Raw genomic sequence first — 13,532 nt, 5'->3', positions numbered from 1 at the left:
CAAAAGGTTAAAATAGCGCCGCGATCAACCCCGATTGCGCCTCGTTACAAAAAGGATGGAAGCCCGCATGCGCACGGTCGTGTTCGATCTGGACGGAACGCTCGTCGATACCTCTGCCGATCTGGTCGCGGCCGCCAACGCCTGTTTCCGCGCGCGGGGTCTCGGCGATGTGCTGGACCCCGAAGCCGACGCTGCGGTCGCCTTCCGGGGCGGGCGGGCGATGCTGACCGAAGGGTTCTCGCGCTGCGGCGCCGGCGGGAATGCCGAGATCGAGGCCGACTACCCCAAGCTGCTCGAAGCCTACGGCGCCGCTATCGCGGTGCACTCGCGCCCCTACGATGGCGCCTGGGGCGCCGTCGAGACGCTCAAGAACCGCGGCTTCGCCGTGGCGATCTGCACCAACAAGCCCGAGCGGTTCGCGATCCGCCTGATGGAAGAGATGGGCACGTTCCACGTCCTGCCGACCATCGTGGGGGCCGACACGCTGCCCGTCCGCAAGCCCGACCCCGAGACGTACCTAGAGGCCGTCCGGCGGGCCGGCGGCGATCCGGCGCGGTCGATCTTCGTCGGCGATACCGAGACGGACGTGAACACGGCCCGCGCCGCCGGCGTCCCGATCGTGCTGGTCGGTTTCGGCCCCGAGGGGCAGGGCGTGAGTCGTCTTGGACCGGATGCGATGCTGGATCATTTCGCCGATTTGCCGGACCTTGCCGACAGCCTCCTGCCAGCGGGCTGAGAGCTTGGGCGGTCCGCGCGTGCAGGTGCCGATCCTCGCGGACACATTAAACGCCCGATAACGAATTCAAAGGTACGTTCGCGCTGCCGCGGCCAGCGTGGCCAAGCTGAAAAGGTCTCAGGTATGGCGAACATCTACGGCACCAAAGGCAACGACGATCTGAATGGCACCTCGGGCAACGACCGGATCGACGGTGACAAGGGCAACGACACGCTGAAAGGCGGGGCGGGCAACGACTTCCTGTACGGGGGCCGAGGCGACGACGAAATCATCGCCGGAGACGGCAACGACTTCGTGGATGGGGGCGACGGCGACGACACGATCATTGGTGGCGGCGACAACGACAACCTGAACGGTGGCGACGGGGCCGACCGATTCGTCATCACCCTCGGCAGCTCTGGCGTGAACAACACGACCGTCAACGGCAACCGCGGCGGCCACGACAATGACGTTCTGGATATCTCGGGGCTGCTCAAGGACGGCTACGCGATCACGAACCTCGTGAAGAATCCCGACGACAACGGGTTCAACGGTCAGATCCAGCTCTACAATTCGACGACCAACCAATGGGCGAACATCAACTTCTCGGACATCGAGGAGATCGTGATCTGCTTCACTCCCGGCACCCTGATCACCACCCCGATGGGCGAGATCCCGGTCGAACGGCTACAGGTCGGCGAGCGCGTCATCACCCGCGACAACGGGGTCCAGCGGATTGCATGGGTGGGTCGCAAGCTGCTCGACGGGGGAATGTTGCGACGGCAGCCCGCGCTCAACCCCGTGCTGATCCGCAAGGGGTCGCTCGGGATGGGGTTGCCCGAGCGCGACATGAGGGTCAGCCCGAACCACAGGATGCTGACGGCTTCGGATCAGGCGGCGCTCTATTTCGAAGAGCGCGAGGTGCTGGTCGCCGCCAAGGACCTGTGCCATTTCGACGGGGTCGATCAGGTCGAGGCACCGGCGGTCGAATATATCCACATCATGTTCGAGCGGCACGAGGTCATCCTGGGCGATGGTGCCTGGACGGAGAGCTTCCAGCCTGGCCATTACTCGATGCGGGGGCTGGACGCGGCGCAGCGGGCCGAGATCCTCGAGATCTTCCCCGAACTGGCCGATCTTTCGGCCCTCCAAGGCATCCAGTCGGCCCGGCGGAGCCTGAGGCGTTTCGAGGCCGCGCTCCTCCGGCCGTGACCTTCTCCAGAACTTGGCTACCTATCGGGTGGACGCCAGAATACGGAGGATCCCATGCGCCGATCGACCGGACTTCCGCAGGTGGGAGCGGACCGCTGACGGACGTGCGGTTCGTCATTCCGCTGGCAGCACTTTGCCTGACGGCCGCAGTGTTGGGCTATCGGCTGGGCGCCGCTCGGCCGGAAGAAGGCGATGCACTTGCGCGTGCGGCGGCGATCTACGTCTCTGAAGTGCCGGGCACCGAAACGCGCAATTGCGCCGCCCGACCGGGCGAGGGCCAAGTCTGGCTGATCGTCGCGTGCGGTCTGCCGGAAACGCCCGAGCGCCGGGTCTATGCCCTTGATCGCGCGGGCGAACTGATCGCCCCGCCGGGGATCTGACCCCGCCTCGGGTCAGGCGATCGCGCGGGTGGGTACGCGAAGGCGCTCGTCCCGCCAGGCGCGCAGGGCATCGCCGAACGCGCCGAACAGCCTGCGCGAGACCTCGTCCTGCGTCGCGTTGTATTCGGGGTGCCACTGCACCGACATCGTGAAGCCGCGAGCGCCCTGGATGTAGGAGGCCTCGGGCGTGCCGTCCGGAGCGCGTCCGTCGATCACGAAGCGGGGGCCGGGTTCGATCACGCCCTGGCCGTGCAGGGTGTTGGTCATCACCGTCTGCGCCCCCATCAGCCGATGGAACGGGCCGCCCTCGGTGAAGGTGACCTCGTGACGGAGGGCAAACTTCTCCTCTATCGTCCCGTCCGGGGGCATCCGGTGATTCATCCGTCCCGGGAGTTCGCGTATCTCGGGGTGGAGGGTCGACCCGAAGGCCACCGCGACCTCTTGGTAGCCGCGGCAGATGCCGAGGTAGGGCTGCCCGCGCTCGGTCAGCGCGCGGATCAGGGGCAGGGCCACGCGATCGCGGGGGCGGTCGAAGGCGCCGTGGGCGACGGTCTCTTCGTGGCCGTACTCCTCGGGGTGGACGTTCGGGCGGCCGCCGGTGAAGAGGAAGCCGTCGCAGACCTCCATCATCTCTTCGATGTCGACGATGTCGGGATCGCCGGGAACGATGAGGGGGAGTGCGCCGGTCACATGGGCGATCGCCTCGGAATTCATCTTGCCGCCGCCGTGAATCTCGTAGGCGTCGTTGATGAGGTGGTGATTGCCGATGATGCCGACGAGGGGGCGGGTCATGTCCGAGGGCTCTCTGTTTGTGGGCGCGTGGTCCGTAGGTTAAGCATTTCCGCGCCGCTGTTCACCCCCGCCAGCGCACAGGCACCGCGCGTCACACGCCTCTGCCCGGTTCGCGGGAAAACCGGGCAGTCGCGATGCGCATCTTGGCAGCGTGCGGATCAGGCCTCGCCCGTCAGTCCTGCGGCAGACAGCCCCTTCATGCCTGCGTCGACATCGTTGTCGGACGTGTCGCCGGTGACGCCGAGCGCTCCGATGACCGCGTCGCCGTCCTTGATGAGGATGCCGCCGGGGACGGGGATGACCGCGCCGCCATAGGCGCCGTTCAGCGCCGCGACAAAGTAGGGCTGCTTCTCGGCCCGCGCCATCAGAGCTGAACTCGGCATCCCGAGCATCACCGCCCCGTAGGCCTTGCCGTGGGCGATGGCGAACTTGCCGGGGCTCGAGCCGTCCTGCCGCTCAAAGGCCAGCACGTTGCCGCCAGCATCAAGCACGATGGCCGAAAGCGGCTTGAAGCCGGCTTCGCCACCCGCTTCGAACGTGCCGCGAATGGCCGCGCGGGCCTGGTCGAGGGTAAGGGTCATGGGCATCTCCTTGGGTTAACCGCGCGCCTTCTTTTCCTGCCGGCGGTCGTGAAGCACGGGTTCGGTATAGCCCGACGGCTGCTCGCGCCCCTTGAAGACGAGGTCGCAGGCGGCCTTGAAGGCGGGGCCGTCATAGGCTGGGGCCATCGGTTGATAGCCGGGGTCGCCGGCGTTTTGCTGGTCCACGACCTTGGCCATCTTCTTCATGACCTCCATCACGCGATCTTCCGAGACGACGCCGTGATGCAGCCAGTTCGCCAGCGCCTGGCTGGAGATCCGACAGGTCGCGCGGTCCTCCATCAGGCCAACATCGTGGATGTCGGGCACCTTGGAACAGCCGACGCCGTGATCCACCCAGCGGACCACGTAGCCCAGGATGCCCTGAGCATTGTTCTCGATTTCTGAGGTGATCTCGTCCTCGGACCAGTTCTCGCGGGCGACCGGCACCGTCATCAGGTCCTCGAGCGTGGTGCGGGGGCCGCCTTGGGCAAGCCGTTCCTGCACCTCGGCCACGTTCACCTCGTGATAATGCAGCGCGTGCAGGGTGGCAGCGGTGGGCGAGGGCACCCAGGCGCAGGTGGCGCCCGCCTTCGGGTGGCCGATCTTGGCGTCGAGCATGTCCGCCATGCGGTCGGGCATCGCCCACATGCCCTTGCCGATCTGCGCCTTGCCGCGCAGGCCGCAGGCGAGGCCCACATCGACGTTGCGATCCTCGTAGGCGTTGATCCAGGCGGTCTTCTTCATCTCGCCCTTGCGGACCATGGGACCCGCTTCCATCGAGGTGTGGATCTCGTCGCCCGTCCGGTCGAGGAAGCCCGTGTTGATGAAGGCCACGCGGGACTTCGCGGCGCGGATGCACTCTTTCAGGTTCGCCGAGGTGCGGCGCTCCTCGTCCATGATGCCGATCTTCACGGTGTTTCGGGGCAGGCCCAGCATATCTTCGACCCGCGCGAAAAGGCGGTCGGAGAAGGCGACCTCATCGGGGCCGTGCATCTTTGGCTTCACGACATAGACCGAGCCGGTCTCGGAATTGCCGCCCTCGCGGTTCAGGTCGTGCACGGCGCACAGCACCGTCACGGCGGCGTCGAGCAGCCCCTCGAACACCTCGTTGCCGTCGCGGTCGAGGATCGCGGGCGTGGTCATCAGGTGGCCCACGTTGCGCACCAGCATCAGCGAGCGACCCTTGAGCCGCAGCGTGCCGCCGTCCGGCGTGTCGTATGTGCGATCCTCCGCGAGGTCGCGGGTGAAGGTGTCACCGCCCTTCGTCACCTCTTCGGTCAGGTCGCCCTTCATCAGTCCCAGCCAGTTGGCATAGGCGAGCGCCTTGTCCTCGGCATCGACGGCGGCGACGGAATCCTCGCAATCCATGATCGCGGACATCGCGGATTCAAGCTGGATGTCGGCGATGCCCGCCTTGTCCTCGGACCCGATGCGGTGTTCACGCTGAATGATAAGTTCTATGTGCAAGCCATTGTTATGCAACAGGATATGCGTCGGCGCATCCTTCGGCCCGCGGAAGCCCGCCAGTGCGTCGGGCCGGTCAAGCGCCAGCAGCTGATCGCCGGCGATGGCCTCGAGGCCGGTGTCGCCGATGCGGTAGCCCTCGGCCTGTTCGTGGCTGCCCGAGGCAAGAGGAAAGAACTTGTCGAGGTATCCCTTGGCGGCGGCGATGACGCGTTTGCCGCGCTCGGCGTCGTAGCCGGTGCCTTCGGGCAGGTCGCCCATGGCGTTGGTCCCGTAGAGCGCGTCATACAAGGACCCCCACCGCGCGTTTGCGGCGTTCAGGGCGTACCGCGCGTTCATGATCGGCACGACGAGCTGCGGGCCGGGGACGCGCGAGATCTCGGGGTCGGTCTCGGGCGTGTCGATCTGGAAATCGGGGCCTTCCTCGACGAGGTAGCCGATCTCGCGCAGGAAGCTCATATAGCCCTGCTGGTCGGCGATCGCGCCGGGGTGGTCGCGGTGCCAGGCGTCGATCTTCGCCTGCATGTCCTCGCGCGTCTGCAAAAGCGCGCGATTGTCGGGTGTAAGGTCGTGGATCAGCCCGGAAAGATCCGCCCAGAAGCGGTCGGTGTCGATGCCGAGGCCGGGCAGGGCCTCGTTCTCGATGAAGTCAGCTAGGTCGCGGGCCACCTGAAGGCCCGCGTGATCGGTCCGGTCAACCATGTCTCTCCCCGTCAATTGTTCGGCGCGGCGGTCTGTGTCGCCGCGGACGTCCTGTCACTTTTGGCCCATGCGGGGGGCAGCCCGCAAGGCGGACCTTCCGCGGACGGTCCGGCCCGCAACGGCCGCGTCACTCTTCCTGCGCGTCGGCGCCCTGTGCGTCCTGGATCTCCTCGGTCACAGCGCCGCCGCTTTCGGTTTCTTCGCTGATGGGCGTGCTGTCCGCGGGCTCGTTGCCGCGATTCACGACATAGATCGACAGCAGGCCCAGAAGGATGACGGCGAAGATCACTACTCCGACCATGCCCATGAGGGGCCCCTTGTGCCGCTTCGCGTCTTTCTTCTTGTTCGTATCGGGTGCAGACATGTCATTCCTCGTTCTTCGGTTGGACCCGTTGAAGCGCGGGGCCATTTGTCTTTCAACGTAGCGGGCGTCACATTGTTCGCCACGCCAGCACGAGGATTTCCATGAAAGACGCCGCGCCCCGCGCCATCAAGCTCGCCGACTACCGCCCGCCCGCCTACCTGGTCGAGGACGTGAAGCTGACGTTTCGCCTTGATCCTAAGGCCACGCGGGTGCTCTCGGCGATCCGGTTCCGCCGCAATCCCGAGGGCGATGGCGGCCCGCTGCGGCTGGACGGCGAGGGACTGCGGCTGATCCGCGCTGCCATCGACGGGGCCGAAGTGACGCCGAAGGTCCTGCCCGAGGAACTCGAGATCGAGGCCCCCGACGACTTCCTGTGGGAATGCGAGGTCGAGATCGCGCCCGAGGACAACACGGCGCTGGAAGGGCTCTACATGTCCAAGGGCATGTACTGCACCCAGTGCGAGGCGCAGGGCTTCCGCAAGATCACCTACTACCCGGACCGGCCCGACGTGATGGCCCCGTTCGAGGTGCGCGTGGAATCGGACCTGCCGGTCTTGCTGTCGAACGGCGACAAGGTCGAGACGGGCGAGGGCTATGCCGTCTGGCGCGACCCGTGGAAGAAGCCGGCCTACCTCTTCGCCCTCGTTGCGGGCGAGTTGATCGAGGTGCGCGACAGCTTCACCACGTCCGAGGGGCGCCACGTCGCCCTGTCGATCTGGGTGCGCAAGGGGGACGAGACCCGCTGCGACTACGCCATGGACAGCCTCAAGCGGTCGATGAAGTGGGATGAGGAAGCCTATGGCCGGGCCTATGACCTCGACCAGTTCAGCATCGTCGCGGTGGACGATTTCAACATGGGCGCAATGGAGAACAAGGCGCTCAACATCTTCAACGCGCGCTATGTGCTGGCCTCGCCCGAAACGGCGACGGATGCCGATTACGCGCGGATCGAGTCGATCGTGGCGCACGAGTATTTCCACAACTGGACCGGCAACCGCATCACCTGCCGCGACTGGTTCCAGCTGTGCCTGAAAGAGGGGCTGACGGTCTTCCGCGACCAGATCTTCTCGGGCGATGAACGCTCGCATGCGGTCAAGCGCATCGAAGAGGTCCACCAGCTGCGCGCCCGCCAGTTCCGCGAGGATGCCGGGCCGCTGGCGCATCCCGTCCGCCCGACCTCGTATATCGAGATCAACAACTTCTACACCGCAACGGTGTACGAGAAGGGCGCCGAGATCATCGGGATGCTGCGCACCCTGATCGGCCCCGAGGCATACCGGAAGGGCACCGACCTCTATTTCGACCGGCATGACGGGCAGGCCTGCACCATCGAGGACTGGCTTCAGGTGTTTGAGGACGTGACGGGGCGCGACCTGTCTCAGTTCGCGCTATGGTATCATCAGGCGGGCACGCCGCGGGTTACCGTGTCGCACCGGATCGAGGCCGGCACACTGGTCCTGTCCTTCCGGCAGGAGGTCCCGGCGACGCCCGGCCAACCCACGAAACAGCCGATGCTGATCCCGATCGCCGTCGGCGCCATCGGCCGCGACGGCACCGAGGTCCTTCCGACGCAGATCGTCGAGCTGACCGAGGCCGAGCAGGAGGCCCCCTTCGAGATCGGCGCGGACGACGCCGTGCCCAGTGTCCTGCGCAATTTCTCGGCGCCGGTGATCCTGACGCAGGAGATGTCGGCAGAGGACCGCGCGCTGCTGCTGGCCCACGACACCGACCCGTTCAACAAGTGGGAGGCCGGTCGCCAGCTTGCCAAGACGGCGCTGCTGCGCATGGTGACGGACGGCGCCGAGCCCGATGCGGCCTATCTCGACGCGCTGGAGCCGGTGCTGACGGACGACCGGCTCGACCCGTCCTTCCGCGCGCTGGTGCTGGGGCTGCCGTCGGATGACGACATGGCGCAGACCCTCGCCGACGCCAACTCCACGCCCGACCCCGAGGCGATCGCGGCCGCGCGGCGCCGGATGAGCGAGGCGATGGCGCGGCGGCTCGAGGCGCCGCTGGCGGAGCTTTATGACCGACTCCGGATTGAGGGGCCGTATTCGCCCGATGCCGAAAGCGCCGGCAAGCGCAGCCTTCGCAATGCCGCGCTGTCGCTTCTGACGAAGATCGACGGCGGCGAGCGGGCGCGGACCCAGTTTGCGGCTGCCGACAACATGACCGACGAGGTCGCGGCGCTGTCGGCGCTGGTGCGGAACGGCCGCGGTGACGACGAGGCGCAGGCGTTCCACGACCGCTGGAAGGACGACCGCCTGGTGATGGACAAGTGGTTCACGCTGCAGGTGGTCAACGCCCCCGGCGCAAGCGGCGCGGCCGTGGCCGACCGGCTGACGCAGCACGAGGCGTTCGACTGGAAGAACCCCAACCGCTTCCGCTCGGTCATCGGGGCGCTGGGCGCGAACCATGCCGCTTTCCACGCGGCCGACGGCTCGGGTTACCGGCTGGTGGCCGACTGGCTGATCCGGCTCGACCCGCTGAACCCGCAGACGACGGCGCGGATGACCACGATGTTCGAGACCTGGACCCGCTACGACGCCGACCGCCGGGCGCTGGCGCAGGAGGCGCTGGAGCGCATCGCCGGGGCCGAAGGTCTAAGCCGCGACACCTCGGAAATGGTGACGCGCATCCTGGGCAGCGCGGTGCATGGCTGAGGCCCGATTGCCGTGGCATCCGGTGCCGGACCTCGCTTAGGTTGCCGCTGAGGCAATGGAGGTTCGGCAATGCGATGGTTGGATTTACCGCCCATCTGGACGGCAGGCCATCTGCTCGTCCTGTGGGTCCTGCCGGGCGGGGCGGGCGGCCGCATGTGGAACGTGCTCGGCATCGCCCTGATCTCGGTCGGGGTGGTGCTGATGGTCTGGGCCGTGACGGCGATGCTCGCACGGCGCACGCCGGTGATGCCGGGGCAGGCGCCCGAGGCGCTGGTCAGCAGCGGTCCCTTCGTCCTGTCGCGCAACCCGATCTACCTGGGCGACGTGCTGGTGCTGGCGGGGGCGGCGCTGTGGATGGGGCCGCTCTGGGGCATCGTGCTGGTCATCCCGCTGATGGCGGTCCTGACGATCCGCTTCATCCGACCGGAAGAGGCACGGCTGCGCGAGCGCTTCGGCGGTGAATATGACGCTTGGGCACAACGCACGCGGCGCTGGATATGAGCGGACGGCGATGCGCCGACCGCGACTTGTGAAACAATGTTGCGCACGGTATGCGCAACCAAAGCCCGTCCGGCGGGCAGGACAGAGGGAGTGACGACGCATGAAAATCGGTGTCGTGAGGGAAAGCCACGAGGGGGAGGCGCGGGTCGCCCTGACCCCTCAATCGGCCGAGCAGATCGCCAAGCTGGGCCACGAGTGCATGGTCGAGGCGGGGGCCGGGTCGCGCGCGGACATCTCGGATGACCTGTACCGTGCCGCCGGTGTCGAGGTGGTCGAGACTGCCGCCGACGTGTTCGACCGCTGCGATGTCGTCGCCAAGGTGCGCCCGCCGACCGAGGACGAGGTCGAGCGCCTGCGCGAGGGCCAGACGCTGATCTCGTTCTTCTACCCGGCCGAGAACGAAGAGCTGATGAAGCGCGCCTCGGAAAAGGGCGCGACGCTCATCGCCATGGACATGGTCCCGCGCATCAGCCGCGCGCAGAAGATGGACGCTCTGTCCTCGATGGCGAACATCGCGGGCTACCGGGCCGTCATCGAGTCCGCCAACAATTTCGGGCGCTTCCTGACCGGCCAGATCACCGCCGCCGGAAAGGTGCCGCCCGCCAAGGTGCTGGTCGTCGGCGCCGGTGTCGCGGGCCTTGCCGCCATCGGCACGGCAACGTCTCTGGGTGCGATCACCTACGCCTTCGACGTGCGCCCCGAAGTGGCCGAGCAGGTCCAGTCCATGGGCGCCGAGTTCGTCTTCCTCGACTTCGAGGGCGAGCAGGGCGCGGGCGAGGGCGGCTACGCGGCCCCGTCGTCCCCCGAGTTCCGCGAGGCGCAGCTGGCGAAGTTCCGCGAGCTGGCGCCCGACATCGACATCGTCATCACCACGGCGCTGATCCCCAACCGCGAGGCGCCCGAGCTCTGGACCGAGGACATGGTGAAGGCCATGAAGCCCGGCTCGGTCATCGTGGACCTCGCGGCCGAGAAGGGTGGCAACTGCAAGCTGACCGTCAAGGACCAGCGCATCGTCACCGATAACGGCGTCGTCATCATTGGCTATACCGACTTCCCCAGCCGCATGGCGAAGCAGTCCTCGACCCTCTACGCCACGAATATCCGTCACATGCTGACCGACCTGACTCCCGGCAAGGACGGTCAGATCAACCACAACATGGATGACGACGTGATCCGGGGTGCGACGATCACCCACAAGAACGACGTCACCTGGCCGCCCCCGAAGCCGAAACAGGCCGCGCAGGCCCAGCCGGCCAAACGCGAGAAGCCGAAGGAGAAGACCGCCGCCGAGAAGCGCGCGGACGAGGCCGCCGCCTTTGCCACCCAGACCCGCAACCAGGTGGGGATGCTGGCGATCGGCGCGCTGCTGCTGCTGATCGTCGGCGCCTACGCCCCCGAAAGCTTCATGAGCCACTTCATCGTGTTCGCGCTGGCCTGCTTCGTCGGTTTCCAGGTGATCTGGGGCGTGGCGCATAGCCTGCACACGCCGCTGATGGCGGTTACGAACGCGATCTCGGGGATCGTGATCCTTGGTGCGCTTTTGCAGATCGGGTCGGGCAACTTGCTGGTGATCTTCCTCAGCCTCGTCAGCGTGCTCATCGCCTCCATCAACATCGTCGGGGGCTTTCTGGTGACGCGCCGGATGCTCGCGATGTTCGTCAAGTCGTAAGGGACCAGAGATGATCGAATCGGGACTCCAGTCGGCGGCCTATATCGTCGCCGCAATCCTCTTCATCCTGTCGCTTGGCGGGCTGAAGGACCAGGAAAGTGCCAAGCGTGCCATCTGGTACGGCATCGCCGGCATGGCGCTTGCGGTTGTCGCCACGGTGTTCGGGCCCGGCGTGCAGAACGTGTGGCTCATCCTGCTTGCCATCGCGGCGGGCGGGTTCGCCGGCTACTACATTGCTGGCAAGGTGCAGATGACCGAGATGCCGCAACTCGTCGCGGCGCTGCACTCGTTCGTCGGCCTCGCGGCGGTGTTCATCGGGCTCAACGCCGACCTGATGCTGGGCGAGGTGCTGGAACTGAGATACGGGCTGGCCGCCCTTTCGGGCGTCGCACCGGAAACCTTCCTCTGGCCGATCCCCTCGGCCGGTACGCTCTTCACCACGCCCGAGGCCCTCGCCCTCATGGAGCGGGCCGAGAACCTGACCGGCTTCGGGAAGAGCCTGTTGGCCAAAGACGCGGTGGAGATCGCTATCCTGCGGGTCGAGGTTTTCCTCGGCATCTTTATCGGCGCGGTAACCTTCACCGGGTCGGTGATCGCCTATGGCAAGCTCGCCGGGCAGGTCGACGGCAAGCCCAAGCAGTTCCCGGGCGGACACATGCTGAACCTCGGCGCGCTGATCGTCTGCCTGATCCTTGGCATTCTATACTTCAACGGGGCCGGGATCTGGTCGATCTTCCTCGTCGCGATCATCGCGGGCTTCATCGGCTATCACCTGATCATGGGGATCGGCGGCGCGGACATGCCCGTCGTCGTGTCGATGCTCAACAGCTATTCCGGCTGGGCGGCGGCGGCGATCGGCTTCACGCTGGGCAACGACCTGCTGATCGTGACCGGCGCGCTGGTCGGCTCCTCGGGGGCGATCCTGTCCTACATCATGTGCAAGGCCATGAACCGGCAGTTCGTCAGCGTGATCCTGGGCGGCTTCGGCGGCGTCAGCGGGCCTCAGCTCGAGGTCGAGGGCGAGATGGTGCCGACGGATGTCGACAGCGTGGCCGACGCGCTGAAAGAGGCCGACAGCGTCGTGATCGTGCCGGGCTACGGCATGGCGGTGGCGCAGGCGCAGCAGGCGGTCAGCGAGCTGACCAAGAAGCTGCGGGACGCGGGCAAGACGGTGCGCTTCGCCATCCACCCGGTCGCCGGGCGTCTGCCGGGGCACATGAACGTGCTGCTGGCCGAGGCGAAGGTGCCCTACGACATCGTGCTCGAGATGGACGAGATCAACGACGAGTTCGGCTCGACCGACGTGGTGATCGTCATCGGCTCGAACGACATCGTGAACCCGGCGGCGAATGACGATCCGAACTCGCCGATCGCCGGGATGCCGGTCCTGCATGTGTGGGAGGCGAACCAGGTGTTCGTGTCCAAGCGCGGTCAGGGGACGGGCTACTCGGGCATCGAGAACCCGCTGTTCTTCAAGGAGAACACGCGGATGCTCTATGGCGACGCGAAGGACTCGGTGCAGGCAATCCTGCAGAAACTGTAAGCGACGTAGGCCGCCCTCCGGGGCGGCCTTTTGCTATCCCAGCCCCGCCAGAGACAGCACCACCGGGATCGTCAGGACCGAAGCGACTGTCTGCGCGGTGACGATGCCGGCCATGAGTTCTCCGTCGCCGCCGAGCTGCCGGGTCAGCACGTAGGACGTGGGCGCCGTCGGGATCGCGGCGAACACGACGAGGGCCAGCGTCTCGACGCCCTGTAGCCCGAGCCCCTGCGCGACGACGACCGCGATGGCAGGCATCGCCAGCAGGCGCACCACGGCGATTACAGCCAGTGCACCCACATGTTGACGCAGGGCCGCTGGCCGCAGGGCCGCCCCGACGCAGAGCAGCCCCAGCGGCAGGCTGGCCTGCGCGATCAGTCCCAGGAACCGCCCCGTGCCGAAGGGAAGGCCGCTTCCGGATAGGGCGATCGCGATCCCCGCGATGCAGGCGAGGATCAGGGGGTTCGTGACGACGCGACGGACTAGGGCGCCGTAGCCGCGAGTCCCGCTTCCGTCGGTCAGTGCCATGATCGACAGCAGGTTCACCAGCGGCACGGCGACGGCCAGAAGCACCGCCGCACGCTCCAGTCCCGGGTCACCCGCAAGGCTCGCGACGATGGCCAGGCCGAGATAGGTATTGAAGCGCACCACCCCCTGCAGCGCGGGGCCGAAGCGCCGCGCCGGCATCGGGCGGGCGCGACGCACCAGCGCCATCAGCGCGGCGGCAGCGCAGATCGTGGCCACCACCGCACCCCCCAGTCGCAGCAGGTCGGGGTCGCGCACCGGCGCGTCGGCAAGGGTCGAGACCAGCAGGGCGGGGAAGAGAAGGACGTAGTTCACCCGTTCGGCCGCAGGCCAGAAGCCGGCGTCCGGGAAGCACGCGCGCTGCAACGCGAAGCCAAGGCAGATCAGCGCGAAGACGGGCCAGATGGTGAGGAACAGCATCGCC

12 protein-coding genes are annotated in these 13,532 nt (G+C 66.9%); 7 read left to right on the top strand and 5 right to left on the bottom strand.

Annotation, left to right across the window (positions count from 1 at the left end):
- The first annotated feature begins 67 nt into the window (after positions 1–67).
- From PAM7066_RS01845 to PAM7066_RS01835, 3 genes are all read left to right on the top strand, one after another.
- Complete coding sequence (locus PAM7066_RS01845) at positions 68–736, top strand: HAD-IA family hydrolase (RefSeq protein ID WP_085852408.1); 669 nt, start codon at positions 68–70, stop codon at positions 734–736.
- 123 nt (positions 737–859) lie between these two features.
- On the top strand, positions 860–1,927 hold the full coding sequence (locus PAM7066_RS01840; protein ID WP_085852407.1) for a Hint domain-containing protein: 1,068 nt from the start codon (positions 860–862) through the stop codon (positions 1,925–1,927).
- Positions 1,928–2,031: 104 nt separating this feature from the next.
- Positions 2,032–2,307 carry a hypothetical protein gene (locus PAM7066_RS01835; protein WP_085852406.1) on the top strand — a complete coding sequence of 92 codons (276 nt, stop codon included), beginning with the start codon at positions 2,032–2,034 and terminating at the stop codon, positions 2,305–2,307.
- Positions 2,308–2,319: 12 nt separating this feature from the next.
- Here the strand turns inward: PAM7066_RS01835 and PAM7066_RS01830 are convergent, their stop codons facing one another.
- From PAM7066_RS01830 to PAM7066_RS01815, 4 genes are all read right to left on the bottom strand, one after another.
- The gene (locus PAM7066_RS01830; RefSeq protein ID WP_085852405.1) at positions 2,320–3,099 is read right to left on the bottom strand and encodes a gamma-glutamyl-gamma-aminobutyrate hydrolase family protein; all 780 of its coding nucleotides are present in this window, start codon (positions 3,097–3,099) and stop codon (positions 2,320–2,322) included.
- Positions 3,100–3,257: 158 nt separating this feature from the next.
- Positions 3,258–3,680 (bottom strand): GlcG/HbpS family heme-binding protein, encoded by a 423-nt coding sequence (locus PAM7066_RS01825; RefSeq protein ID WP_085852404.1) that lies wholly within the window; start codon positions 3,678–3,680, stop codon positions 3,258–3,260.
- A 15-nt stretch (positions 3,681–3,695) separates the two neighbouring features.
- Entirely contained in the window at positions 3,696–5,846 is a 2,151-nt protein-coding gene (locus PAM7066_RS01820) for a malate synthase G (protein WP_085852403.1), read from the bottom strand.
- 127 nt (positions 5,847–5,973) lie between these two features.
- A complete protein-coding gene (locus PAM7066_RS01815; RefSeq protein WP_085852402.1) occupies positions 5,974–6,210 on the bottom strand; it encodes a hypothetical protein in 237 nt (78 codons plus the stop codon).
- Positions 6,211–6,311: 101 nt separating this feature from the next.
- Here PAM7066_RS01815 and pepN point away from each other — a divergent pair, with 101 nt between their 5' ends.
- From pepN to PAM7066_RS01795, 4 genes are all read left to right on the top strand, one after another.
- Positions 6,312–8,873, top strand: a complete 2,562-nt coding sequence (gene pepN, locus PAM7066_RS01810) for an aminopeptidase N (RefSeq protein WP_085852401.1) — start codon at positions 6,312–6,314, stop codon at positions 8,871–8,873.
- Between the two features lie 69 nt (positions 8,874–8,942).
- Positions 8,943–9,374 (top strand): methyltransferase family protein, encoded by a 432-nt coding sequence (locus PAM7066_RS01805; protein WP_085852400.1) that lies wholly within the window; start codon positions 8,943–8,945, stop codon positions 9,372–9,374.
- Positions 9,375–9,474: 100 nt separating this feature from the next.
- Positions 9,475–11,043, top strand: a complete 1,569-nt coding sequence (locus tag PAM7066_RS01800; protein ID WP_085852399.1) for a Re/Si-specific NAD(P)(+) transhydrogenase subunit alpha — start codon at positions 9,475–9,477, stop codon at positions 11,041–11,043.
- 10 nt (positions 11,044–11,053) lie between these two features.
- Positions 11,054–12,586 carry an NAD(P)(+) transhydrogenase (Re/Si-specific) subunit beta gene (locus tag PAM7066_RS01795; RefSeq protein WP_085852398.1) on the top strand — a complete coding sequence of 511 codons (1,533 nt, stop codon included), beginning with the start codon at positions 11,054–11,056 and terminating at the stop codon, positions 12,584–12,586.
- Between the two features lie 33 nt (positions 12,587–12,619).
- Here the strand turns inward: PAM7066_RS01795 and PAM7066_RS01790 are convergent, their stop codons facing one another.
- Positions 12,620–13,528, bottom strand: a complete 909-nt coding sequence (locus PAM7066_RS01790; protein WP_085852397.1) for an AEC family transporter — start codon at positions 13,526–13,528, stop codon at positions 12,620–12,622.
- Between the last annotated feature and the right edge of the window lie 4 nt (positions 13,529–13,532).

Source organism: Palleronia marisminoris (assembly GCF_900172315.1).
Lineage (GTDB): Bacteria > Pseudomonadota > Alphaproteobacteria > Rhodobacterales > Rhodobacteraceae > Palleronia > Palleronia marisminoris.
The sequence above is the reverse complement of the archived record's forward strand: the minus strand, read 5'-3'. Positions and strand labels throughout refer to the sequence as shown.